The sequence below is a fragment of the Streptomyces sp. NPDC021224 genome (assembly GCF_044332905.1).
In the GTDB taxonomy this organism is placed as follows: domain Bacteria; phylum Actinomycetota; class Actinomycetes; order Streptomycetales; family Streptomycetaceae; genus Actinacidiphila.
Map to the genome: position 1 here is coordinate 168,332 of NZ_JBIRPW010000015.1, position 22,886 is coordinate 191,217.

At 72.8% G+C, this 22,886-nt stretch carries 18 protein-coding genes; 7 read left to right on the forward strand and 11 right to left on the reverse strand.

The features are described from left to right. Window positions 1–426: 426 nt before the first annotated feature. The 3 genes from ACH4PY_RS29380 to ACH4PY_RS29390 form a co-directional block, all read right to left on the reverse strand. Window positions 427–1,443, reverse strand: a complete 1,017-nt coding sequence (locus ACH4PY_RS29380) for a hypothetical protein (RefSeq protein ID WP_398189459.1) — start codon at window positions 1,441–1,443, stop codon at window positions 427–429. A gap of 168 nt (window positions 1,444–1,611) precedes the next feature. Continuing rightward, the gene (locus ACH4PY_RS29385) at window positions 1,612–2,112 is read right to left on the reverse strand and encodes a DinB family protein (protein ID WP_398189462.1); all 501 of its coding nucleotides are present in this window, start codon (window positions 2,110–2,112) and stop codon (window positions 1,612–1,614) included. Between the two features lie 82 nt (window positions 2,113–2,194). Beyond that, window positions 2,195–2,518: an ArsR/SmtB family transcription factor gene (locus ACH4PY_RS29390; RefSeq protein WP_398189465.1), complete on the reverse strand. Its 324-nt coding sequence runs from the start codon at window positions 2,516–2,518 to the stop codon at window positions 2,195–2,197. Window positions 2,519–2,716: 198 nt separating this feature from the next. On the opposite strand from ACH4PY_RS29390, the gene ACH4PY_RS29395 reads away from it, so the two are divergent. After that, complete coding sequence (locus ACH4PY_RS29395) at window positions 2,717–4,204, forward strand: MFS transporter (protein ID WP_398189468.1); 1,488 nt, start codon at window positions 2,717–2,719, stop codon at window positions 4,202–4,204. 61 nt (window positions 4,205–4,265) lie between these two features. Here the strand turns inward: ACH4PY_RS29395 and ACH4PY_RS29400 are convergent, their stop codons facing one another. Then, window positions 4,266–5,141, reverse strand: coding sequence for a LysR family transcriptional regulator (locus ACH4PY_RS29400; RefSeq protein ID WP_398189471.1), 876 nt, complete (start codon window positions 5,139–5,141; stop codon window positions 4,266–4,268). A gap of 139 nt (window positions 5,142–5,280) precedes the next feature. On the opposite strand from ACH4PY_RS29400, the gene ACH4PY_RS29405 reads away from it, so the two are divergent. Both ACH4PY_RS29405 and ACH4PY_RS29410 read left to right on the forward strand, forming a co-directional pair. After that, on the forward strand, window positions 5,281–5,652 hold the full coding sequence (locus ACH4PY_RS29405; protein ID WP_398189535.1) for a carboxymuconolactone decarboxylase family protein: 372 nt from the start codon (window positions 5,281–5,283) through the stop codon (window positions 5,650–5,652). 254 nt (window positions 5,653–5,906) lie between these two features. Beyond that, a complete protein-coding gene (locus ACH4PY_RS29410) occupies window positions 5,907–6,140 on the forward strand; it encodes a hypothetical protein (RefSeq protein WP_398189474.1) in 234 nt (77 codons plus the stop codon). 90 nt (window positions 6,141–6,230) lie between these two features. Here the strand turns inward: ACH4PY_RS29410 and ACH4PY_RS29415 are convergent, their stop codons facing one another. Beyond that, the gene (locus ACH4PY_RS29415) at window positions 6,231–6,770 is read right to left on the reverse strand and encodes a hypothetical protein (protein WP_398189477.1); all 540 of its coding nucleotides are present in this window, start codon (window positions 6,768–6,770) and stop codon (window positions 6,231–6,233) included. Between the two features lie 382 nt (window positions 6,771–7,152). Then, window positions 7,153–11,385 (reverse strand): CHAT domain-containing protein, encoded by a 4,233-nt coding sequence (locus ACH4PY_RS29420; RefSeq protein ID WP_398189480.1) that lies wholly within the window; start codon window positions 11,383–11,385, stop codon window positions 7,153–7,155. Between the two features lie 163 nt (window positions 11,386–11,548). On the opposite strand from ACH4PY_RS29420, the gene ACH4PY_RS29425 reads away from it, so the two are divergent. The 3 genes from ACH4PY_RS29425 (at window position 11,549) to ACH4PY_RS29435 (ending at window position 14,305) form a co-directional block, all read left to right on the forward strand. Beyond that, window positions 11,549–12,034 carry a hypothetical protein gene (locus ACH4PY_RS29425; protein ID WP_398189483.1) on the forward strand — a complete coding sequence of 162 codons (486 nt, stop codon included), beginning with the start codon at window positions 11,549–11,551 and terminating at the stop codon, window positions 12,032–12,034. Between the two features lie 4 nt (window positions 12,035–12,038). Beyond that, the gene (locus ACH4PY_RS29430; protein WP_398189486.1) at window positions 12,039–12,983 is read left to right on the forward strand and encodes a hypothetical protein; all 945 of its coding nucleotides are present in this window, start codon (window positions 12,039–12,041) and stop codon (window positions 12,981–12,983) included. Window positions 12,984–13,246: 263 nt separating this feature from the next. Continuing rightward, the gene (locus tag ACH4PY_RS29435) at window positions 13,247–14,305 is read left to right on the forward strand and encodes a LacI family DNA-binding transcriptional regulator (RefSeq protein WP_398189488.1); all 1,059 of its coding nucleotides are present in this window, start codon (window positions 13,247–13,249) and stop codon (window positions 14,303–14,305) included. A 26-nt stretch (window positions 14,306–14,331) separates the two neighbouring features. On the opposite strand, the gene ACH4PY_RS29440 is transcribed toward ACH4PY_RS29435, so the two are convergent. The 5 genes from ACH4PY_RS29440 to ACH4PY_RS29460 all read right to left on the reverse strand — a co-directional run bounded on the left by ACH4PY_RS29440 (window position 14,332) and on the right by ACH4PY_RS29460 (window position 21,022). Next, a complete protein-coding gene (locus ACH4PY_RS29440; protein WP_398189491.1) occupies window positions 14,332–16,077 on the reverse strand; it encodes a CocE/NonD family hydrolase in 1,746 nt (581 codons plus the stop codon). 81 nt (window positions 16,078–16,158) lie between these two features. Then, the gene (locus ACH4PY_RS29445) at window positions 16,159–17,658 is read right to left on the reverse strand and encodes an alpha-N-arabinofuranosidase (protein WP_398189493.1); all 1,500 of its coding nucleotides are present in this window, start codon (window positions 17,656–17,658) and stop codon (window positions 16,159–16,161) included. Window positions 17,659–17,787: 129 nt separating this feature from the next. After that, a complete protein-coding gene (locus ACH4PY_RS29450) occupies window positions 17,788–18,681 on the reverse strand; it encodes a carbohydrate ABC transporter permease (RefSeq protein WP_398189496.1) in 894 nt (297 codons plus the stop codon). After that, window positions 18,681–19,571 carry a carbohydrate ABC transporter permease gene (locus ACH4PY_RS29455; protein WP_398189499.1) on the reverse strand — a complete coding sequence of 297 codons (891 nt, stop codon included), beginning with the start codon at window positions 19,569–19,571 and terminating at the stop codon, window positions 18,681–18,683. Before ACH4PY_RS29455 ends, ACH4PY_RS29450 begins: the two co-directional genes overlap by 1 nt. A gap of 140 nt (window positions 19,572–19,711) precedes the next feature. Next, the gene (locus ACH4PY_RS29460; protein ID WP_398189502.1) at window positions 19,712–21,022 is read right to left on the reverse strand and encodes an ABC transporter substrate-binding protein; all 1,311 of its coding nucleotides are present in this window, start codon (window positions 21,020–21,022) and stop codon (window positions 19,712–19,714) included. Between the two features lie 325 nt (window positions 21,023–21,347). On the opposite strand from ACH4PY_RS29460, the gene ACH4PY_RS29465 reads away from it, so the two are divergent. Next, window positions 21,348–22,877, forward strand: a complete 1,530-nt coding sequence (locus ACH4PY_RS29465) for a xylan 1,4-beta-xylosidase (RefSeq protein ID WP_398189505.1) — start codon at window positions 21,348–21,350, stop codon at window positions 22,875–22,877. Window positions 22,878–22,886 lie beyond the last annotated feature (9 nt).

The window sequence follows — 22,886 nt, forward strand, 5'->3', positions numbered from 1 at the left end:
GGACTTCCCTGAGCCGCCGCTCGACCCGCAGCCGGGCGGCGCACACGTAGGCTGCCGCCGCCGTCACGCACAGGATCGCCGCCTGGGCGACACCCGACCGGGCGCTCCACAGGCGCTCGTGCGCCAGCGCGGTGAGCGCGCACAGGACCACCGCGACAGCGCCGGTCAGCACCACCCGGCGGCGCGTACCGTCGGCGGCCGCCAGCGCCGGGCCGACCGCGAACAGCGGCAGCAGGCTCGTGTCCGGCCACGTGAGGAGGTCGATCGCCACGACGCCCGCCATCGACGCGCCCGGGAGCACCCGGTGCGCCGCTTCGGGCCCGAGCGGACCGCGCACCGGGCCTCCTCCCGTCCCACGTCGGCCGCGGCCCCGTACCGCGGCCGCAGGTGCCCACGCCCGGCACCAACTGCCCGGCCGGGGCTGCGTCACCACCGCCCGTAGGCGGGGGTGGTGGGCGGGCAGCTGGTGCTGGGCGACGGCGTGGGCGTCTGCGTCGGGGTCTCGGTCGGTGTGACGGTCGGGGTCACCGTCGGGGTCTCGGTCGGAGTGACGGTCGGCGTTTCGGTCGGTGTGACGGTCGGGGTCACCGTGGGCGTCTCGGTCGGAGTGACGGTGGGTGTCACGGTGGGGGTCTGCGTCGGCGTTTCGGTCGGGGTCTGCGTGGGCGTCTGCGTCGGGGTCCCGGTGTCCGTGGGTGGGGCCTGGGCGCAGGTCACGGCGACGTGGCCGAGTGCGAGGTCGATCAGCGGGCCGGCGTAGAGCTCGGAGCCGTCGGTGCCGGTGAAGGTGCCGGAGACGCTGATGTCGACGCCGGCCCGCGCGCTGGTGACGGGTTGGTGGACGCCGCCCGCGGGGTCCTCGAAACGGTCGTAAGTGACGGTGAGGTCCGCGCTGGAGACGGTGTCGAGGCCGAGTTCGTCGCCCGTCACGGTCAGCTGTGTCGTGCCCTCGGGGACGAGGTGGTCGAGGACGGTGATCTCGTCGGCGTCGGTATGGGCGTAGGCCAGGGCCAGCGGGCCGACCGGCTCCGGGATGCACTCCGCGTAGGTGTCGAGGGTGCCCAGGCTCAGGAAGTCCGGGCGGGTCAGGGCGAGGGTGAAACCGGAGGCACCGGCCTCCGCGTAGTTCTTGGCCGGCTCGGCGTCGGTGCGGGCCACGTTCGCGCCGTCGACGGTCAGACGGCTCAGAACGTCGTCGGGGTCGGAGAAGTCTCCCGGGTCGAGTCCGGCGTCCGCCGCGGAGGCAGCGATGCCGTAGACACCGTGGTACGCGTCGATGCCGAGGCCGGGGGCCGAGGAGACGGTCAGGTCGACCAGGGTGCTGGTGGCGACGTTGTCGGCGGCCTGCGCGGACGTCTGGCCGACAGCCAGCACACAGGCGGCCACGACGGCTGCGGCTGACGCCGTGCTCGTGGCGAGCCGCGTCGGGGAGAGCTTCCTCATAGCCGACAGGAGACAACGCCGCCACCGGTGCCGGTGAGATTGTCCGCCGGATAGGCGTATCAGTGTGTTGCCCCGGTTTCCCGCCGGATCGGCCACGGCTGCCCGCCCGGCGGCTTGATGGGCCGGCTTCGCCCGCCGAGCGCTGGGGACGCCGGATCGGCTTCCTCCTCAGGTGATCACCAAGCGCTGCCTGCCGTCGATGAGTTCGCGCACCGCGTCCAGGTGGCCCGCGTGGGTGGCGGTCTCGGTGATGACGTGGAGGACGACCTCGCGCAGGGTGTCGTATTGCCAGCCGCTGAAGAAGTCCGGCCACCAGGCCGGGGCCGCGTCCAGGTCGGCGCCGGTCAGGAAGGAGTCCGCGCGTTCACCTTCCCGGCGGTAGAGGGCGAGGATCTCCTCGGCCGACTTCTGCGGGCCGGGCAGCCACGCGTTCTCCCCGGACGTGAGGATCTCCTCGATCGCCGACCGCTCACCTGCCGCGACCGCGCGGAACCAGAACTTCTCGTCGTCCAGGGCGAGATGGTGGACCAGTCCCAGACACGTCCAGCCGGAGGGCAGCACCGGGCGCCGCAGCGCTTCCTCGTCCAGGCCCTCCAGGATGCCCAGGACATGCGTGCGCTTGCTGTTCAGTACGCCGAGGAGCGTGGCGAGTTCGGTGTCAGCAGCCATGGTCCGAACGTATCCCACCCCACTGACACCCGGCATGTGGTCGCCCGCGCGCACGCGCTGACCTGGGCGACCGGCCGGCGCGCTAGGAGGGGCCTTCGGCGTCGGCGCCGCCGATCGCGTCCAGGACGCTGTCCAGCAGCCCGGGGAAGCGGGCGTCGATGTCGTCGCGCCGCAGGGACAGGAGGAGTTCGCGGCCGGAGGGGCGCTGCCAGATGAGGCCGCCCTCGCGGAGCACCTTCCAGTGGTGGGTCAGGGTGGACTTGGCGACGTTCCTCAGCAGCGCGCCGCAGGGGTGCTCACCGCCGGCCGCCAGGGTCCGCACGACGCTCAGGCGCATCGGATGACCCAGGGCCGTGAGGACGTTCTCCAGCCGGATCTGCTCACGGGTCGGATGTGACACAAGCATGCCCTCACCTTACGCAACGCTTCGCATGTCGTCGAACGGTCGTACCGTCGCGTCCCGGACGGCCCGTCCGCGCGCAACGCGCCCGCGGCCGGGGGCGGTTGACAACAGGCCCGACTGTACGACTAACTACGAACAGTTCGTCTGTACGACTACATGCGTACGGTCATCCGCCGGATCGAGAAAGGTCCTCTCCTTCCCATGCCTGCCACCCGCGCGGCCTCCCGACCGCCCACGGACGCTCCCCGACTCGGCTGGGTCCTGGCCCTGCTGGCCGCCGCACAGCTGATCATCTCGCTGGACTTCAACATCGTGTACGTGGCGCTGCCGCGCATCGGCAGCGCCCTCGGCTTCACCGACCAGTCCCTGCAATGGGTGGTCAGCGCCTACGCCGTCGCCTTCGGCGGCTTCCTGCTGCTCGGCGGACGCGCCGCCGACCTCATGGGGCGGCGCACCGTGTTCGTCGCGGCACTCGCGCTGTACGCGCTGTCCTCGCTGGTCGGCGCGCTGGCAGCCGATCCGGCGACCATGGTCGCCGTCCGCGCCGCGCAGGGTCTCGGCGGCGCACTGCTCTTCCCCGCGACCCTGTCGCTCATCAACACCCTTTTCGCGGAAGGGGCCCAGCGCAACCGCGCCCTGGCCGTATGGGGCGGCGCCGGTGCCAGCGGACTGACCCTCGGGTCGCTCCTCGGCGGCGTCCTGACCGCCGCGTTCGGCTGGCCGTCGGTCTTCATGGTCAACGTCCCGCTGGCCGGAGCCGTCGCCGTGGCCGCGCTCGTCGTCATCCCCCGTGACGGGCGGTCGGGCCCGCGCCGCAGCTTCGACCTGCCGGGCGCCGCCACCGCCACGGCAGGCGTCACCCTGCTGGTGTACGCCCTGGTGCAGGGGCCCGCGAGCGGCTGGACCTCGGCCGGCATCCTGGGCAGCGGGGTGGCCGCGGTCGCGCTCCTGGGACTGTTCGTCCTCGTCGAGTCGCGCAGCCGCGACCCGCTGATGCCCCTGCGGCTGCTGCGCAACCGCAGCCTTGCCGCCGGCATGACCGTCACGTTCCTGTTCATGGGGACCTTCGGTGCCCTGCCCTACTTCCTGACCGTGCTCTTCCAGCGCGTCCACGGCTTCAGCGCCCTGCAGACCGGTACGGCCTTCCTGGTGCCGTCGGTGTCCATCGCGGCCGGCACCCAGATCGGCGAGCGGATGGCGTCGAGGACCGCCACCCGCGCCACCCTGGTCACCGGCCTGCTGACCGGCGCCGCCGGTACGGCCGTGCTCGCCCTTGGGATCTCCGCGCACGGCGGCTACGCCGCGCTCGTGCCCGGCCTGGTCATCTCGGGCATCGGCCAGGGCATCACCTGGACCGCCATGTGGATCGCCGCCGCCTCCGGCGTGGACCCCGCCGAGCAGGGGATCGCCTCCGGAATGGCCTCCACCACGCAGCAGGTCGGCGGAGCGGTCGGACTCGCACTGCTCATCGCCCTGGCCAACGCGGGGGTCGGCGCCCGGAAGGGCGAGGCGCTGCGCACCGCCATGGCCGACGGCACACGGACGGCCGTCCTCGTCGCCGCCGCGGGCATCCTGCTCGGCGCCCTCGTCGTGCTCGCCCTCCACCGGACCACCCCCGGAGGCGATTCCGTCGAGATCGCACGGAACACCGAGCGGCCCGCGGCGGAGGGGAGCAGGACAACGGTGTGACGCGGCACGGGCCGGCCACCGCGCCGGGCCCGGTCGTCGGCCGAACGGCGGCCCCCGGCGCTCAGATCTCGGCGAGTACGGAGCGGAACCGGTCGAGCAGGGGGTTGTCGTCGCCGGTCCGCCAGACGAGGTGCAGGGTGGTCGTCGTCCCGGCCAGCGGGCGCGCGGTGACGCCGACGCGCCGCAGCACGCGGTGGGAGTCGGTCATGACGGCGGCGCCGAAGCCCGCCGCGACCAGCGCGAGCACCGTCTGCACGCTGTGCCCCTCCGCGCCGATACGGGGCGTGACGTCGGCCTGGCGGCACAGCGCGAGGATCTCGTCGTAGGACTGGGGGGAGGTCTCCCGCGGCCACAGCACCAGCGGGATCTGGCCCAGGGCGTCCAGCGGAGCGGGACCGGGGCCGTGGGCGAGTGGATGGCCGCCCGGTATGAAGAGCGTCAGCGGTTCCTGCCACCAGGCCTGGGTGGTGAGCTGCGGGTCACGCCGGGGGAGGCGTTGGACCGCGATGTCGAAGCGGCCGTCGAGGACGCCCGCCGACATCTCGGCGTCGCTGAAGCTCTCCTCCAGGCGGAGGGCGACGCGGGGCAGTTCGCGGCGCAGACGCCCGAGCATGCCGCCGAGCGGGCCGTTGATGCCCGACCCGGCGAACGTGACCGTGAGCCGCCCGCTGCGGCCCTCGGCCGCCAGCCGGACGTCGTCCAGGACTGCCTCGGCCTCGGCCAGCAGATGCGCGGCCCGCCGGGCGAGCGCCGTACCGGCCGCCGTGGGGACCAGGCCCCGGCCCTCGCGGGTGAACAGCGCGGTGCCGAGGCGGCGTTCCAGTTCCCTGAGCTGGCGGCTGAGCGTCGGCTGGGTCAGCGCCAGCCGACGGGCCGCACCGCTGATGCTGCCCTCCTCGGCGATCGCCACCACATAGCCGAGCACGCGAAGTTCCATCCATACCTCCCAGGCATGGAAAGCATACCTACGGATACGCGGAAGGCAGATCCGCCGTCGTTACCAGGCAGGCTGGAGTCATCGGAAAGCAAGCCCATCTGGAGGAATCGTGAACCGCGACGAGCGATACGAGTACGGCATGAAGGTGCTGGAGCAGGTCGACGGCGAGGCCGGTCAGCGGATCGTCGACTCGCTGGCGGACACCTCGCCCGAACTGGGCCACCAGGTGGTCGCCTGGGCCTTCGGCGACATGTACGCCCGGCCCGAGCTGCCTCCCCGCGACCGTCAGCTCGTCACCCTGGGCGTGCTCGCGGCGCTGGGCGGCTGCGAGATCGAGCTGGAGGTGCACATCAACGCCGCCCTCAACGTCGGCCTGACCCCGATCGAGATCTCCGAGGCCCTGCTGCACACGGCCGTCTACGCCGGGATGCCGCGTTCGATCAACGCCACGCTGGTCGCCAAGAAGGTCTTCGGAGGGCGCGGACTGCTGCCCCTGACGAACGTGGCCTGAGCGCGGCCGCGTCCCCGCGACCGCGGCGGCGGAACGCTCGGCGGATCAGTGGGCGGTGGCGCGGGACCGCACGGCCGCGCCGCGCCCCCGTACGGGCGCCTCGCGCTTGAGGTAGGTGTCGACAGGGGTGGCGGCCAGGCCCGCCACCCCGTCGAGGGCGGGCACGCGGTCGGCACCCGCAGCCGTACCAGCCAGCGCGCCGTCCCGGCCGTCTCCCCGGCCGGCACGCCCACCACCCGGACGAGTCCGGCGTCGTGCAGGCGTGCGTAACGCCGCGCCGGCGTACGTTCGTCGCCGACGCCCTGCTCCCCGGCGAACACGCGCCCGCCGCCTCCTGCTTCGCCTGCGTGACCGTACGCGTGGGCGATCTCGGCACGGCGCGCACGGTCGTCGAGACGGCGGGCGTCGAGACCCGCTCCACACCGGAAGGCGGCTTCTTCGGCTCGGCCCGTGACGCCCGCACCGGACTGTTCTTCACCTCGCCCTGACACCCCGGGCGTTCCGCGCCCGCGGCCGGGGCCGCTGACGGGAAGGGCCGAACCAGCCGGTTCGCACGGAGCGTCGTCGTCAGGGCGGATTCACGGCAGACGCGCGCGTACTTCCGCCCAGGCGACGAGTCGGTCCTTCGCCGGTCCTTCCTGGGCGAAGCCCATCAGCCGGTCCAGGTGAGCCGTCAGGTTCTTGTGCCGGCGCAGTTCGCCGATCTCTTCGAGCGGGAGGGTGCGCCAGTCGGCGGATCGCACGAGGGCCTGATCGGGGTCCAGAGCGAGTGCTGCCAGTGTGTCGGCGGCGAGTGCCCCGGGGTCCCAGTCGCGGTCGGCGCCGGGGCCGAGATGTCCGATGACCCAGGTGCGGAGCGCGAAGTCCTGGCAGGCCTTTCGGGTGTCTTCCCAGGGGGTGCCACCGGGAAGCCGTTCGTCGGCGGCCAGCGACAGCTTGGCCCAGCGCAGCCGGGCGCTTCGCGACTCGTCCGGCTGACAGGCGTGTGACTGGGCGACGGTCCTGATGAGCTCCAGGCCACGGCCCTGTCGGGTGGTCGTGAGTGCTTCGAGGCGGTCGACGGTCCATGCGCTGAGGTCGCGGGGCGGCTGCTTGGGCTCGCTGTCGTCGCTCAACATCCCTCGTTCCGGACGGTGTACAGGCCGAGGCCGACGGTAGCTCTGTCGGAAGATCTTCGGTCGATCCGGGCGAGCTTTTCCTCGGCCCGGGCGCGGCGGCGGTCTTGCTCACGACGGGCGCGTCCGCGACGTCGGCGGCAGCAGCGTCGCAGCCGAGGGACGCCGGCTACCCGGCCCAGGAATGCGTCACGATCCACAGCTGGCGCCTGACTGCTCGAAGGCCCGCAGGGAGGAAGGCCTTCTCCGACCGGGGCGCCCGCCGGGCACCGTGCCCGTCGACCGGCGTTTCGCCGTCGGTGGGCGGCCGACAACCGCCGGGTGAGCGCCCTCGGCTCGTCACGTCCCGCAGCATGCGGGCACGGCAGCCGGGCGTGGCGGGCGGTCAGGCGCCGGTGTGGGTGTAGGGGGCCCACAGGTGGGGGATGGCCCGGCGGTCCAGGCCCGGTGGCAGGTCCGCGCCGTCCCGCAGGGCGCGGACCGCTCGGTGCAGGGCCTCGGCGGCGCGGCGCGGGTCCGGCTCGCCGGACGGGCCCGCCAGGTGGCGGTAGAAGTCGTCCGCGACCAGCGCCGCCGTCTGGTCCTCCTGCTCCCACTGGGTCGCGACCACCCGGGGGAAGCCCGCCAGCTGGAAGGCCGAACCGAGGTGGATCGACTCGTCGGTCAGCTCGGTGTCGTCCGTCACCCCGGTGCGACAGGCCGACAGGTACGCCAGTTGCGCGTCGTCCAGCCGGACGGCGGTGAGCGCTCCCACGGTGAACGGGGCGCTCGCGTGGTCGTGCAGCACCAGCGTGCTGAGCGACGGGTCGGCGGCGTCGCCGCGGGTGTGGCAGCAGAAGTGGGCGATCGCGCACTGCGGGAGCCGGGCGAGCACGGCCGACCGGGTCGGGACGCCCGCCGAGGGCAGCGCCGGGTCGCCGGGCCGGTCGGCCGGGCCCGGGGAACGGAGCAGCACCGCCCCGTCCAGGTGCCGCAGGACGAGTCCGGCCTCCCGGTCGACGTACCCGAGGTCGTCCTCGGAGCGCTGACCGGGCGCGCTCGGCACCGCCACCACCAGCCCGTGCGCGGGCCGTCCGCCGGCGGCGGTCTGCCGGCGGGCGTGGGCGAGGGCCCGGACGGTCGGGGTGTAGGACGGGACGACGCGGTCCAGCACAGTGCGCGGGGCCGCTCCGTCCGCGCCCGTCCCGTTCGCCGGGTCGCGGTGGTGCCCGGCGGCGTGCAGGGGCAGCAGCCCGAGCAGCCCGCCGGTCACCCACCACATCCGGGGCCACTCGGCACCGGGCTCCGGCGCCCGGCGGAGGCCGAGCGCCTCCAGGACCGGCTCGGCGACCTCGTCCCAGAGCCAGCCGAGCAGCCCGGTCAGGGTGCGCTGGGCCGCGATGCGCTCGCGGCGGTCCGTCCCGCTGTCGAGCGTCTGCAGCGCCTGCCGGAAACCGCTGGTCCGCTCCCGCAGCTCCTCGTACGTCAGCCCCGGCAGCGGCAGGACGTCGATGCCGTCGCCGGTCAGCAGCAGGGCGTCGCAGCGGTAGCTGCTGACGTTGACCACGGCGATCGGCCCCTCGGCGGCCTCGGTCAGCAGCGCGGCGGGCTCCGGCGGCAGGGCGAAGGAGGAGAAGCCCGGTGTGCTCCGGATCGTCGCCAGCACCTGTGCGAGGGCGTGCGCCAGCGGGTGCCGGTCCGCCGTGCCGGACGGGCCGGTGACCGCCGGGGTGCCGAAGCCGACGTCGGCACCGGCCGCGGCGTCCAGCCGGTCGCGCAGGTCGACGAACTGCGCGGCCAGCTCCGGGTGTGCCCGGTGCAGGTCCGTCAGGTCGCTGCGGGTGTCCAGGGACTGGCTCAGCAGGACGCCCCGCCCCGTCTCCAGCACCTGCAGCGCGCGGGTGGCCCGCTCCTGCCGGGTGCCGCCGGTGCCGGACAGGACCAGCGCGGCGGCGTCGGCGGCGAGGTCGGTGAACTGCCGCAGCGCCCGCTGCTGGTCGCGGCTGACGAGGTGGCGCGGTGCCACCTCGGGCAGCAGCCGGACGGCGGCCTCGGCCGCCCGGGCCGCCCGGTACGGGTCGGCGCGGGCCAGCATCTGGGCCGCGACGATCGCGGAGGCCACCTGGTTGAACGGCGTGCCGTGACCGGCCCGCCAGCAGTCCTCGTGGGCGGCCACCGCGGCCTCGAAGTTCTCCTGCCCGCCGTCCAGGCGGAAGCGCTCCTCCAGCAGGACCGCGCGCTGGGAGCGGATCATGCTCCGCGGCACCCGCCCTTCGGGGAAGTCGCCCCCGGCGACCTCGAACAGCCGGATCGCCTCGTCCAGATCGGGCCGGGACCTCCCGAGCAGATACCGCTGGTTCAGCAGCAGCCCGAGCACGTAGCCGAGCCGGTCCCGGGTCAAGGCGTCCGGCTCGGGCACGTCCGCCCGCGCCTGCCGCAGCAGGGCGACGGACCGGTCCGAGTCCGCCCGGCTCTTCGTCACCCGGGCCCGGGTGGACAGCGCCAGCGCCCACATGACGGTCCGCTCGGTCAGCGCGAAGTCGTCGGGGAGGGGGGTCAGGGCCGCCGCCCGCGCCTCCTCGACCGCCTCCTCCAGGGCGTCGACGTCCCCGAAGTGCTCGAACACCAGCCGCAGCACCATGCTCAGATGGGTCCGCAGGGTCGTGCGGCGCGGATCGTCCGCCGGTATCTGCCGCAGGCCCGCGCGGGCGGTGTCCACGGCTTCGTGCAGCACGGTGCCGTCACCCGTCCGCCCGTACCGCATCGCCAGGGCCGCGACCAGATTGCTCTGCACGACCCCCCGGGTCAGGCCCGCGGGCGACAGCGGTACGGCCTCGCGGAACAGCCGGACGGTCTCCACCAGGGCGTCGGCGTCCCCGTCGTGCTCCGCCCGCAGGAAGTACGCCAGCGCCAGGGTGGTCCGCGCGGCGGCCTGCAGATCCCGGTCGTCCGCCGGGACACCCGCCATCAGGGCCTCGGCGGCCGCGACGGCCCGGTCCAGGTCGGCGGCCTGCCGGGTCTGGTGGAACCGCGTCCGCAGCGTCTCGGCGGTGGCGGCCAGGCGGCCCACCTCCGTGCCGGTGAACTCCGCGACGGGGGCGCCCGAGGCGCGGATCAGCCGGAGCGCTTCCTCGGACGGGACGACCGTGTCGCCCAGCCGCGTGGAGAGCATGGCCTCGGCCTGGTCCTCGTCCAGCTTCTCGGTCCAGTCCGCGAGCGACCGCAGCAGCGCCCCGCCGTGGTCCAGCACACCGAGTTCGGCCAGGTCCTCCGGCCGTCCCAGCTGGTCGTGGCGGATCTTGAGCAGGACCGTCAGCAGGCCCCGGACCGAGGCCCGGTCGGCCTCGTCCGTGCTGCCGTCCAGCGCCTGCCGGGCGTACTCCACGGCGTCGTCGATGTCCTCGGGCCGCCCGGTGGACCGGAACCGCTCCGCCGCCTCCCCGGCGGCGGAGAGCAGGAACAGCGCATGGCCCTCCGGGCTCTCGCCCGCCCGGCGCGGCAGCACGCGCCGCCGCAGGGGCGTGCTGTCCGCGTCCGCGTCCGCGTCCGGGGTCGCGGGCGGCCGGGCCGGGCCGTTCTGCCGGTACGGCGGGGTCGGCCACAGCGCGCTCAGCTGCTCCACCCTGGCCGCGTGGTCCTCCGCCGCGGGCCGGGCGGCGGCGTCCGACAGGGCGTGCGCCCGGGCCAGGTCGTCCCCGTTCCCGGCACAGGCGAACCGCTCGCGCAGCAGATCCCCGAGCAGCGCCTCGGCGACCGGCCGCAGCGGGTCGTGGCGCAGCGTCACGACCAGCAGCTCCACGGTCGTGACGGCCAGGTTCAGTTGCAGCAGCGAGGAGGTGCGGCGGAAGTGCCGCAGCCTGGCCAGCCCGAGCCGGGCGATCAGCCCGGCCGGGGGGAGTACGGCTCCGGGGGACTGCCGGAGCCCCTCGGTGAACCAGCCCTCGGCCTCCTTCAGATCCTCTTCCAGGTCGCCGATCCGCACGTCGTCGGCCTCCGCCGGCGCGTCCGGCGTGCCGTCGGCCCGCAGGTCGTACCGCGCGAGGTAGGCGTCGCAGAGCTTGAACACGGTCCGCAGGGACGTCTCCTGCGAACCGTCCTGCGCGTCGTCCTGCCCGACCGCCTGCTCCAGGGCGGCCTTCAGGTACTCGACGGCCGCGTCGAGGTCGTCCGCGCCGCCGGTCAGCCGGTGCCGGGCCATCAGTGCGAAACCGAGCGTGGACAGATGCCACGGGGCGTCCGGGTAGTCCGGCGTGAGGGCGCCGCAGGACAGCTCCATCAGCTCCACCGCGCGGGTCCGGTCCGCGAGCGTGGGGGAGTCCATCCACCGTTGCAGCGCCCGGTACACCGGATCCTGCTCCGTGATCAGCGGCAGCAGCCGCAGCGGGACGTCCCGGCTGCCCGCCGCCACGCACGGCGTCAGCAGATCCACCGCGGCCTCCAGGAGGCCGTGGTCCGGGTCCGCCGGATCCCTCATCGCACGGGACCAGCGGTAGTTGCCCAGTAAGAGCCGCAGCTCCAGCTCCTCCCGGCTCCCCGGGACCAGACGGGAGAGCTCGCGGGTCAGCTCGGCCGCCCGCACCTCCTGCGGATCGCCCCGCCCGAACCGGGCCGCCAGCCGCCTCGTCAGCTTCCCCGCCATCCGTCCCCCCTGCCTGCCGCGTCCGGCCGCAGTCTGCTGACAGCGACCCCCCGCGCCGATCGTACGAGTGCGCGGGGAACTCCGGACAGAGCTGTGCGGGTCTGCTCCTCAAGTGATATGACGTGACATCAGACGACAGTACGACCGAAGGGGGGCGGAACCCATGGCGGTGGAACCGGACCGCGGGACGGGCAGGGACACGGACCGGGGAGCGGGACGGGGAAGGGGCCGGGGAACGGGCCCGGACACGGACCGGGGGACGGACTGGTTCGCCGAGCGGCGGCTCGCGGTCGTCTGCGCCAACCTGGAGCGGATCCGCGACGACCTGCGGGACGGCTCCGCGGGCGAACAGCCCCTGGACCGCGTCCTCGACGCCGCCCGCGACGAGGGCGCCGACATCGCGGAGCCGCTCGCCGCGCTCCACACCGCGCTCCAGCAGGACGGGGACTCCCAGGGCCTCAACGGTTACCCCGGGGCCCGGACGTCGAGCTCGCGGAGCCTGCAGGCCGCAGGCCTGAGCAGCCGCGCCACCGAACCGGTCGAGGTGTGCCCGATCGGCCGCTGCACCCGCCACTCCTGGCCCGCCGAATCCGGTCCCGCACCACGCTGCGCGATCGGCGGCTCGGCCTTCCGCCGCGGCAGGCTGTGACCGTGTGGACAGCTTCCTCGCGGAGTTCTGCAAGGAACTCACCCGGCGCTGGATCGCCGTCCTTGCCGCACCCGGCACGCTCTACCTGTCCGTCGTGGCCACCGCCCACGTCCTCGGCCAGGACCATCCGCTCTCCCCGGGCCTGCTGGCCGCGCGCGTCCAGGACCGGGCCGACCGGGCGGCGGCCCAGACCCTCGGCGGACAGGCCGTCCTGCTCGCCGCCCTGCTCGTCGCCGCCGCGGCGGCCGGACTCGTCGCCCAGGCCCTCGCCGGCCTCCTCGAACGCACCGTCCTCGCCGCCGACTGGCCCGGCCTGCCCTGGCCGCTGAACCGCCTCGCCGAACGCTCCACCGACCGGCGGCGGGACCGCTGGAACGCCGCCCGGCAGCGCCGCGAGGCCGTCCTCGAACGGGACGCCGAACGCCTCGCCCTCCGTCTGGCCGACAGGCCGACCGAACGCCTCGCCGCGTACTGCGCGCTCCAGCGCGTCGCCGCCGAGGAACCCGAACGCCCCACCTGGAGCGGCGACCGGCTCAACGCCGCCGCGATCCGCGTGCAACGCGACCTCGGACTGGACCTCGCGGACACCTGGCCCTACCTCTGGCTGACCCTGCCCGAGGACACCCGCACCCAGGTGGCCACGGCCCGCCAAGGCCTCAGCCGCGCCGCACTGCCCGGCGCATGGGCCCTGCTCTGCCTCCCGCTCGCCCTGTGGTGGTGGCCCGCCGCCCCCCTCGCCGCGGTACTGGCCCTGACCGGCCGCGCCCGCTTCCGCCGGGCGGCCGAGGAGTACGCCCTGATCCTGGAAGCGGTCACCCGTCTCCACGCCCACGACCTCGCCGCCCGCCTCACCCCACCGGCCGGTCCCGACGCCCAGCAGCCGCCCCCGCCCGCAGCGGTACCGGCCCCCGCCCGCCGGGCCGACGACCTGGCCGGCACCACGGACTGACCCGGGCGGGTGCCGAAGGTGCCCGGCGGCCGGGGACGATGCCGCGATGCGCCGTCAGGCCGTGCGCGGCCGCGGCGGCGCCGGGCACGCACGGCGGCCGAGGCCCGGCATGCTGGGGCCGGCGCGGCAGCAGTCGTGGCGGGCGGTGACGTCGGGCGGCCGCCCCGTTCCTCCCGAGGAGACCGACGCGTGACCGTCGCACGAGCGCCGACGACGCGGCCCCCTGCGTTCTTAACGGCTGCTTCGCTGGATAGCCTTTCCCCATGTCCCCCCGACCCGCAGGAACGCGCCCGACACTGTCGCTGGTCGCCGAGACCGCCGGCACGAGCGTGCCCACCGTGTCCAAGGTGCTACGAGGAGGGACGGACGTCTCGGCCGAGACGCGCGCGAAGGTCATGGCCGCCGTCCGAGCCGTCGGCTACACCCGCAGGGGCGGAGCCAAGATCGAGAGCGTGCCGGACGAGACCGGGCTGTCCAACGTGCTCGACCTCGTGGTCACCCACTACGAGGGGTCGTGGGCGAACATGGTCACGGCCGGGGTCGGGCGCGAGGCGGCGGCAGCCGGTCTGGACGTCGTGCTCACGCTCGCCGACCCGGAGAGCGACTGGGTGGCGCGGGTGCTGCGGCGGCGCGGGCTCGGGGTCATCGGGGCACTGGTCGATCCCACCTCCCCGCAGTTCAACGCGCTGTCTGCGGCAGGTGTCCCGGTGGTGCTGGTCGATCCGATGACCACGCCTCCGGCGGGGGCGGTGAGTGTCGGCGTGGCGAACTGGGACGGCGGACGTACGGCTGCCGAGCACCTGCTCTCCCTCGGCCACAAGCGGATGGGCGTCGTCGCCGGCCACGCCCGCCACCTGTTCGGCCGGGCGCGGGTCGACGGTTTCCGGGCCGCGGCCCACACCGCGCCCGCCGGCGGTGCCGCGGTGTCCGTGGCCTACGGCGGGTGGAACGCGGTCAAGGCGGAGGCCGCGACCCACACCCTGCTCGACCGGGATCCGGGGATCACGGGGGTCTTCGCGTGCTCCGACGAGATGGCGCTGAGCGTCTACGAGGTGCTGAACGCCCGGGGGCTGCGGATTCCCGAGGACGTGAGCGTGATCGGCTTCGACGACCTGCCCGAGGCGCAGGTGATGAGCCCCCGGCTGACGACCGTGCGGCAGCCCAGCACCGAGCTGGGCGCCACGGCGGTCAAGCTCCTCATGGAGCTCGCCCGGGAGAAGGACGGCAGCGTCCGCCCTCCCGCCCGCATGGAACTGGCCACCGAACTCGTCGTCCGCGCCTCCACCGGTCCCGTCCCGGCGACCGGGGCGTCCCGGCCCTGACGCGGACGGTCTCCTCCCGGCCGGTCTCAGCGGGGTGGCGCCGTCACCACCTGCAGGACGAGGCGGCTCGGACGGGCCTCGCCGTGCCGGACCGTGTACTGCGCGGGAACGGGTCCCCGGGCCGGGTCGAAGGTGTTGCCCCCGACGTCCCAGCGGGGCGACGAACTCGGTGCGACGTCGACGCGCACCCGATGGCCCGGCAGGAACGTGTGCGCCGTCGACCAGAGGTCCACGGCGACCTCAAGGTCCTCGCCCGGCTCGACCGGGCGCCGCTCGCCGTGCCCCGTGACCGGGTCGACGAGCCGCGCCGACGCCCGCTGCACACCGTCGGCGACGACGAGGCTGCGGCCGTCGGGGTGCTCGTCGCACAGCCGGACGACCACGTCCGCGTCCGTCCCCGTGGTCGTGAGGTGCACGACGGCGCGGATCGCGCCCAGCACCGTGACGTCCTCGGCGAGCGGCGGCGTCCGCCACGACAGCACGTCCCGGCGTGAGTGGAGGGGAGCCTGGTCGGCCGGTCCGGCCTCGTACGGGGCGAAGAGGAGTACCGCTCCGCCGCACGTCGGCACCGGGGACGCGGGGTCGCTGGTCAGGTGCTGCTCACCGCTGTGCGGTGGGTCCGCCGTGAGCGATCCCGCGGTGCTCAGGTGCAGTTCGAGCGTCCGCGTGTCCGGTGGCGGGAATTCCTCGGTGCCGATCCACCGGTCGGCGCCCATCAGGAACACGCGCACCGGCGGCGTGTCCGCCGTACCCCCGCGCAGGGCGGCGTCGAACCACCGGATGTGCCGCTCGGTGAGGTCGCCGCCGCCGAGGTCGTCGGCGGACGCGGCAGGGCCGAAATCGGCGGCGGCCGTCCGGCCCGACATGTCGGTGTGCGACCACGGGCCGACGAGAAGGTGGGGCGCCGGTCCGCCGGCCGTCCTCGCTCGGCGCAGCAGACGCCGGTAGATCTCCAGGGTCGATCCGAGGAAGACGTCGAACCATCCGCCGATCAGGAGGACCGGGATGTCGATCGCGTCGATCCGGTCGACGATCTTCCCGGCGCGGTGGCTCACGGAGTCGAGCGGTTCGCGCAGCCGGTCCAGGCCCCACCGGACGATCGCCTCGGCGTCCGGGGCGGCGTCCAGCGCCCCGGCCCGGAACGCCTCCCCGCTCGTGACGGCGCGCTCGGTGGCCTCCCAGCGACCGTGCTCGGCCTCGCGCCCGTCGCGCCCGTCGCGCCCGGCGATGCGGGCGATCAGGTCCGGGGCGATCGCGTAGTGCGTCCACGCCAGGGTGCTGCCGATCTCCGGCACGCCGCCGCGGAACCGGAACCCGTCCAGCGCCGACATCGCCGGGCTCATCGCCGGGGCTATCGCCCGCAGCGCCGGCGCTCCCCCCAGGAGAGCGCTGAACTGGGTCTCCGAGGCGTAGGACGCGCCCCACATGCCGACGGTCCCGGTGCACTCGGGAAGCGCCGCGAGCCACGCCACCGCGTCGGCGCCGTCGGCCACCTCCTGCGTGCACGGCTCGAAGTGCCCGTCGGAGCCGAAGCGCCCCCGTACGTCCTGGAGCGCGACGAGGTATCCGGCGGCGACGAGCCGCCCGACGTCGAGCATCCCGTCGTGCTCGTCCCCGGTCACGTCGTAGGGGTGCCGGGTCAGCAGGGCCGGCCACGGCCCGTCGCCGTGCGGAAGCAGCAGCACCGTCCGCAGCCGGGTCCCGTCGCGCACCGTGCAGGCGACCTCCCGGCGCTCGGCGACCGGGTTCCGCGGCCTACGGATCGACTCCACAGGTGTTCCTCTCCGGGTTTCGGTGCGGCGCCGTGCCGTGACGCGACACGGCACGGCGCCGGACGTGCTGCGCGCCGCCGCTCAGCGCAGGGCGATCGCCGTCCACGACACCGGCGGCAGCTCGACGGTCAGCACACCGTCGGTGAGCGTGGCGCCGGTGTTCACCGACGGGGTCACCCGCTGCTGGTCGGTGAGCGTGTTCTTCGCGTAGACGTCCGGGTCGGCGAGCGTGACCGCCTCGGCGACGCGCGTCGAGCCGAGGCTGCGCACGTCGACGGTGATCTGTGCGGGCTCGGTCAGATCGCGGTTGACGAGGAAGACCGCGGCCCTGTCCTCGTCCACGGTGGCGACCGCGTCGATGAGGGACGCCTCGCCGTGCCGAGCCGTCTGGTACGTGGGCGCCTGGACCACGGGCCGGATGACCTCCCCGGAGGCGAGCCGGCTCGTGATCGAGAAGGGGTAGAAGGTCGTCTGGCGCCAGGCCGGGCCGCCGGGCTCGGTCATGATCGGCGCGATCACGTTGACGAGCTGCGCGAGCGACGCGGAGGTCACGCGGTCGCTGTGCCTGAGCAGTGTCATCAGCAGGTTGCCGACGACGACGGCGTCCGCGACCGAGTACGTGTCCTCCAGCTGCCGGGGCGCGTGCCGCCACTCGGTGTTGACCTCCTCGGACTCCTGGTGCTCCTTGAGGTACCAGACGTTCCACTCGTCGAAGGAGATGTCGATCTTCTTGCTCGAGCGCCTCTTGTGCCCGACGTGGTCCGCGGTCGCCACGACGGTGTCGATGAAGTAGTCCATGTCCACCGACGAGGCGAGGAACGAGCCGAGGTCGCCGTCGTACTCCTGGTAGTACGCATGGCACGAGACGTAGTCGACGTGGTCGTAGGTGTGCTCCAGCACGATGCGCTCCCAGTCGCCGAAGGTCGGCATGCTGGAGCCGGAGGAGCCGCAGACCACCAGTTCGAGGTCCTTGTCGGCCATCTTCATGGCCGCGGCGGTACGGGCGGCGATCTTGCCGTAGTCGTCCGCGGTCATGAAACCGGTCTGCCACGGACCGTCCATCTCGTTGCCGAGGCACCACATGCGGATGTCGTGCGGGTCGGGCGTGCCGTTGGCGACGCGAAGGTCCGACAGCGCCGTGCCGGAAGGGTGGTTGGCGTATTCGAGCAGGTCCAGGGCGGGCAGGATGCCCCGGGTGGCGACGTTGACCGCGAGCATCAGTTCGGAGCCGGTGAGCTTGAGCCACCTGGCGAACTCGTCGAGACCCACCTGGTTCGACTCGAGCGAGTGCCAGGCGAGGTCACGGCGCACCGGGCGCTTGTCGCGCGGGCCGACGGAATCCTCCCAGCGGAAGCCGGAGACGAAGTTGCCGCCCGGATAGCGGATGGTGGTGCTGCCGAGCTCCTTGACGAGTTCGACGACGTCCATGCGGAAGCCGTCGTCGTTCGCGCTCGGGTGTTCCGGCTCGTAGAGCCCGGTGTAGACGCAGCGGCCGAGGTGCTCGACGAACGAGCCGAAGGTGCGGCGTCGAACGGGAGCGATGACGGCGCGCTTGTCGAGCTCGATGTGGGCGCGGGGCAATTCGGTGGTCCTTTTCTGTGCGACGGCGCACGGTGTGCCTCGGGGGGAACGACGGCGCCGGCCCGGCGCTCTGCCCCTGCCGCAGCACGGCAGGGGCAGGCAGGGGCCGGCGCGTGTCCTGCGCCGGGGTCAGCCCTTGACGGCGCCGGTGAGGCCGCCGACGATGCGCTTTTCGAAGATCGCGAAGAATATCAACGCGGGGAGCATGGCGAGGGAGGTGAAGGCGAGGACCTTCGCGGTGTCGGTGGAGTACTGCGAGGAGAACGCCTGCACGCCCAGCGGCAGGGTGTAGTTGGCGGTCGAGTTGAGGATGTAGAGGGGCAGCACGTAGTTGTTCCAGCTGCCGATGAACGACAGGATCGCGACGGTCACGACGCCGGGCAGCGACAGCGGGACGACCATCCGGGCGAAGAAGCCGAGGCGGCTCGTGCCGTCGATCGCGGCGGCCTCCTCGATCTCGTTCGGGATGGCGCGCAGGAAGGGCACCAGGATGATGACCGTGGTCGGCAGGCCGAAGGCGATCTGCGGGACGATCACGCCGAGCAGGTTGTCGACCAGGCCCAGGTCCTTGACCACGATGTACAGCGGGGTGATCGCGATGACCATCGGGAACATCAGACCCGCGGCGAACAGCGAGTACATCGCGCCCTTGAGCTTGAAGTCGTAGCGGGCGATGACGAAGCTGACCATGAGGCCGAGGACGACGATGCCGACGGTGCTGGCGAGCGCGACGATGACGGAGTTGCCGAATTCGCCCCAAAACCGGTTGGACTTCAGGACGTCGAGGTAGTTGCCGGTGACCCAGGGGTGGGGGAGGCCGGCCGGGCTGGTGGTGATCTGCGAGTTGCTGCGGAAGCCGCCGAGGACGATGTAGAGGACGGGGGCGACGCAGACGGCGATGAACAGCAGGGCGATGAAGTAGGTGACGGGGTTGCCCCACTTCTCGGGCGTGTCACGGCCGCTGCCGGACTTCTGCTGCCGGCCGGCGGAGGAGAACCAGGTTTTCTCCGTGGTCGCGCTCATCAGACTGTTCCTTCCGTGACGGCTCCCCGCAGGTCGCGGCGCAGGACGAAGCGCTGGTAGATCAGCGCCACGATCAGCGAGATCAGGAACATCACGACGGCGATGGCGCTGCCGTAGCCGTAGTTGCCCGCGTTGCGGCCCTGGGCGAGCATGTAGATCGCCATGGTCGAGGTGCCCGCGGTGCCGGAGACGTACTGGCCCCAGATGATGTAGACGAGGTCGAACAGCTGGAGTGAGCCGATGATCGACAAGAACGCCCAGATCCGGATCGTCGGGCCCAGCAGCGGCAGCGTGATGCGGCGCTGGACCTGCCAGTAGGAGGCGCCGTCGATGGCGGCGGCCTCGAAGAGTTCCTGGGGGATCGACTGGAGCCCGGCGAGCATGAGGATCACCGCGAAGCCGATGTACTTCCAGGTGATGATGGCCATCAGCGTCCAGATGGCCAGCTTCGGGTCGGACAGCCAGTCGGCTTGGAGGGAACCGAGTCCGATGTGGCGCAGCAGGTCGTTGATCGCACCGTCGCTCTGGGCCATCAGGCTCCACCCGGTGCCGACGATGACCTCGGAGATGATGTAGGGCACGAAGATCAGCACACGGATGACGGACCGGCCGCGGATCTTCTGGTTGAGCAGGAGCGCCAGCCCGATGGCCAGCGGCGCCTGGATGACCAGGGAAAGTCCCATGATCATGAAACTGTGCTTGAGGACCTGGTGGAACGCGGGGTCCTTCAGGATCAGCTTGTAGTTGTTCAGCCCGACCCAGTCGGTGGGCGCCCCGTAGCCGTGCCAGCGGTAGAAGCCGTAGTACGCGGCGAGCGCGACCGGGAAGATCACGAACGCCAGGAACATGACGATCGCCGGTGCGGACAGCACCGCGATCTCGAATCGCATCCTGGCACGGCCGCGGCGGCGCGCAGCCGCCCGCGGCGGGGCCGGGGGCTCGACGGAACCCCCGACCCCGGCCGTGCCCTGCGACGGGCGGCCGGAGGCCGCACCGGTACCCAGGGTGTTGCTGCTCATCGTCTGCGCACTCAGCCCTTCTCGGCGGCCGAGTTGGTGTCCTTGACGATGTCGGCGGCCGAGCCCTTGCCTGCCAGCAGGTTCACCACCGCGGTGTTCATGGCGTTGCCGACGTTCTGCCCGTAGACGGTGTCCAGGAACTGCATCGAGTAGGCGGCCTTGTTGAACGCCTCGAGCGCCGAGATGTTGTACGGCTCGGTGACGACACCCTGCGCTGCCTTGTTCACCGGGATCGTCACGAACGCCTTCGCGTAGGCCTCCTGCTGCTCCTTGGTCACCAGGAACTCCAGGAACTGGAACGCCTCCTTCGGGGCGTTCTTCGACAGCGAGTACCCGCCGCTGCCGCCCATCATGGCGCTCGGGTCACCCTGGCCGCCCTCCACGGCGGGGAAGGGGAACCAGCCCAGGTCCGGCAGCGGCTTCTGGTCCGGCGTCAGGCTGCCGATCACCCCGGGGTCCCAGTTGCCCATCAGCTCCATGGCCGCCTTGTGGTTGGCCAGCAGGCCGGCCGACGAGCCGGCGCCCTGCTGCGCCGAGGCGGTCAGGAAGCCCTTCTGGAAGGGGGAGGTCTTCACGAACGCGGCGAGGTCGTCGCCGGCCTTGGTCCAGCAGGGGTCGTCGAACTTCAGCGACTTGGCGGTCTTGTTCATGGTGTCCTGGCTGCACTCGCGCACCGCGAAGTTGTAGTACCAGTGCGCCGCCGGCCAGGCGTCCTTGCCGCCGACCGCGATCGGCGCGACACCGATCGTCTTGAGCTTCGCGACGTCCGCCTGGAGCTCGGCCATCGTCGTCGGCGGCGCGGCGATACCGGCCTGCTTGAACAGGTCCTTGCTGTAGTAGATGCCCTCGGGCTGCGTGTCGAGCGGGATCGCGTACACCTTGCCGTCGATCGTGTCGCTCGCCAGCGCCGCGGTGCCCACGTTCTGGGTGTCGGTGGCCGTGAGGTTCAGCGGCTGGATCTGGCCCGCGTCGACCATGGCCTGCATCTTGCCGCCGCCGCGCTGCAGGAAGACGTCCGGCGCGGAGTTGGAGTTCAGCGCGGTCTGGAGCTTGCCGTCGAAGTCCTCGTTCTGGACGTACTGGACCTTGATCGTGACGTTCGGGTGCAGCGCGTGGAACGCCTTCACCGAGTCCTGGACGAACTGCGCGCCGGGGCCGGGCGACGCGTTCTCCCAGAAGGTCACCGTGACGTTCCCGCCGGACGACCCCCCGCTGCCGCCGCTGCTGCCGCCGTCGTCGCTGCCGCCGGCACAACCGGTGGCGGCGAGAGCGAGGCCCAAGCCGATTGCGACAGCTGTCGCACTGCGCGTCTTCCTCGTCATCGTGGAACTCCCTGATCTGTCGTCGACACGACACGCGTGATGCGAATGTTTGCGCAAGTTAATGTGCCATCCGCGGGGATGAGGCATGTGTACAGGCCGTATGAACGGGTGGCAACACCAAAGTTTTCGCAAGTAACGCAATCGTTACTGCTCGGACGCCCACGCTCCGCCACCAGCGCCGGATGCCTTGACACGCTTTTCCCGGGCTCCCTAAGGTGCGCCTCGCGTCATGTACGAGCACGGCCGGAACGCTCCGCCCGCCGCGCCGGTCGCGCGCTCGGTGCGCTGTGACGCCGTCTGCCACCCCCGCACCTAAGGAACCACCATGCGGATCGCCGTTCCCCACCAGCCGGTGGCCCAGCTGACCGACGCCTGGCGCCACTGCGTCGGCACAGGCCGGCTCGACCTCGCGCTGCGCAGCGACTACCAGGAGTCGCTCGCCCTCGTGCAGAAGGAGATCGGCTTCCGGTACATCCGGGGACACGGGCTGCTCAGCGACGGAATGGGCGTCCACCGGCCCTACGACCACGGCGGCGAGCGGCGCGTCCGTCATGCCTTCACGTACCTCGACCAGGTCGTGGACGCCTACCTGGAGCTGGGCATCGCGCCCTTCCTCGAACTCGGCTTCATGCCGTCCGCGCTCGCCTCGGGGGAGGACACCGTCTTCTGGTGGAAGGGCAACATCACCCCTCCGCGCGACGAGAAGGAGTGGGCGGACCTGGTCCGCGCCGTCCTCCGCCACCTGGTCGACCGCTACGGCCTCGACCAGGTGCGCAGCTGGCCGATCGAGGTCTGGAACGAGCCCAACCTCGACATCTTCTGGTCCGCCGGCCAGGACGCCTACCACCGCCTCTACGAGGTGACCGCGCTGGCGGTCAAGGAGGTCGACGCCGAACTCCAGGTCGGCGGCCCGTCGTTGGCGCCCGGATACCAGGACGAGTGGATCCAGCGTTTCGGCGCGTTCGTCGAGGCCCGGGACCTGCCGATCGACTTCGTCAGCCGCCACGCCTACAGCAGCGGCCCCGAGCAGCACGTCCCGTTCGGCACGCACCAGACGCTCATGCCGGCGTCGGCGCTGCTGGAGCAGTTCGCGGCGCCGCGGCAGCAGCTCGCGGGCACCCGGCTCGCGGACCTCCCGCTGCACATCACCGAGTTCAACTCGTCGTACCGGCCGGACAACCCGATCCACGACACCGCGTTCCACGCCGCCTACCTCGCACCGGTGCTGGCAGGCGGCGGTGACGCCGCCGACTCCTTCTCGTACTGGACGTTCAGCGACGTGTTCGAGGAGACCGGCATCCCCACCGCGCCCTTCCACGGCGGCTTCGGACTGCTCACGCACCGTCAGATCAAGAAGCCGACGTACCACCTGTACGCCTTCATGGCCGAGATGGGCGACCAACTGCTGGCCCGCGGCGATGACCACCTGGTCACGCGGCACGGTGACGGGCGCGTCACCGTGCTGGCCTGGGCCCCGGCGGACCCGACCGGCGGCGAGCCCGTCGAGGGCCACACCGTACGGCTGTCGCTGCCCGTCGGCGCCCCCGGTTCGCACGGCTCCGCCTTCGCGCGGCGCCGCTCCGTGAGCGAGGACGACGGCAACCCCTGGGCGGCCTGGTGCGAGATGGGGCGGCCGCTCGCGCCCGGCGCACGCCGGCTCGACGCCCTCCGCGAGGCCGCCGAACCCGCCCGCTCGCACCGGAGCCACCCCGTCGCCGACGGACGCGCGGACGTGGACCTCGTCCTGCGCCGCAACGAGGTGACGCTCCTGGAGATCACCCCGGTCGTCGACGAGACGCCCGAGTGGTGGGACGGCGGCCGGCTCTTCGGCCTCGGTGCCGGCCTCACCGGGTGACCTGGGGTC

Bases quoted from the DNA above. Each gene is read 5' to 3' on its own strand.
- ACH4PY_RS29380 (WP_398189459.1), bottom strand. From the start codon at position 1,443: ATGAGGAAGCTCTCCCCGACGCGGCTCGCCACGAGCACGGCGTCAGCC.
- ACH4PY_RS29385 (WP_398189462.1), bottom strand. From the start codon at position 2,112: ATGGCTGCTGACACCGAACTCGCCACGCTCCTCGGCGTACTGAACAGC.
- ACH4PY_RS29390 (WP_398189465.1), bottom strand. From the start codon at position 2,518: ATGCTTGTGTCACATCCGACCCGTGAGCAGATCCGGCTGGAGAACGTC.
- ACH4PY_RS29395 (WP_398189468.1), top strand. From the start codon at position 2,717: ATGCCTGCCACCCGCGCGGCCTCCCGACCGCCCACGGACGCTCCCCGA.
- ACH4PY_RS29400 (WP_398189471.1), bottom strand. From the start codon at position 5,141: ATGGAACTTCGCGTGCTCGGCTATGTGGTGGCGATCGCCGAGGAGGGC.
- ACH4PY_RS29405 (WP_398189535.1), top strand. From the start codon at position 5,281: ATGAAGGTGCTGGAGCAGGTCGACGGCGAGGCCGGTCAGCGGATCGTC.
- ACH4PY_RS29415 (WP_398189477.1), bottom strand. From the start codon at position 6,770: ATGTTGAGCGACGACAGCGAGCCCAAGCAGCCGCCCCGCGACCTCAGC.
- ACH4PY_RS29420 (WP_398189480.1), bottom strand. From the start codon at position 11,385: ATGGCGGGGAAGCTGACGAGGCGGCTGGCGGCCCGGTTCGGGCGGGGC.
- ACH4PY_RS29425 (WP_398189483.1), top strand. From the start codon at position 11,549: ATGGCGGTGGAACCGGACCGCGGGACGGGCAGGGACACGGACCGGGGA.
- ACH4PY_RS29435 (WP_398189488.1), top strand. From the start codon at position 13,247: ATGTCCCCCCGACCCGCAGGAACGCGCCCGACACTGTCGCTGGTCGCC.
- ACH4PY_RS29450 (WP_398189496.1), bottom strand. From the start codon at position 18,681: ATGAGCGCGACCACGGAGAAAACCTGGTTCTCCTCCGCCGGCCGGCAG.
- ACH4PY_RS29455 (WP_398189499.1), bottom strand. From the start codon at position 19,571: ATGCGATTCGAGATCGCGGTGCTGTCCGCACCGGCGATCGTCATGTTC.
- ACH4PY_RS29460 (WP_398189502.1), bottom strand. From the start codon at position 21,022: ATGACGAGGAAGACGCGCAGTGCGACAGCTGTCGCAATCGGCTTGGGC.
- ACH4PY_RS29465 (WP_398189505.1), top strand. From the start codon at position 21,348: ATGCGGATCGCCGTTCCCCACCAGCCGGTGGCCCAGCTGACCGACGCC.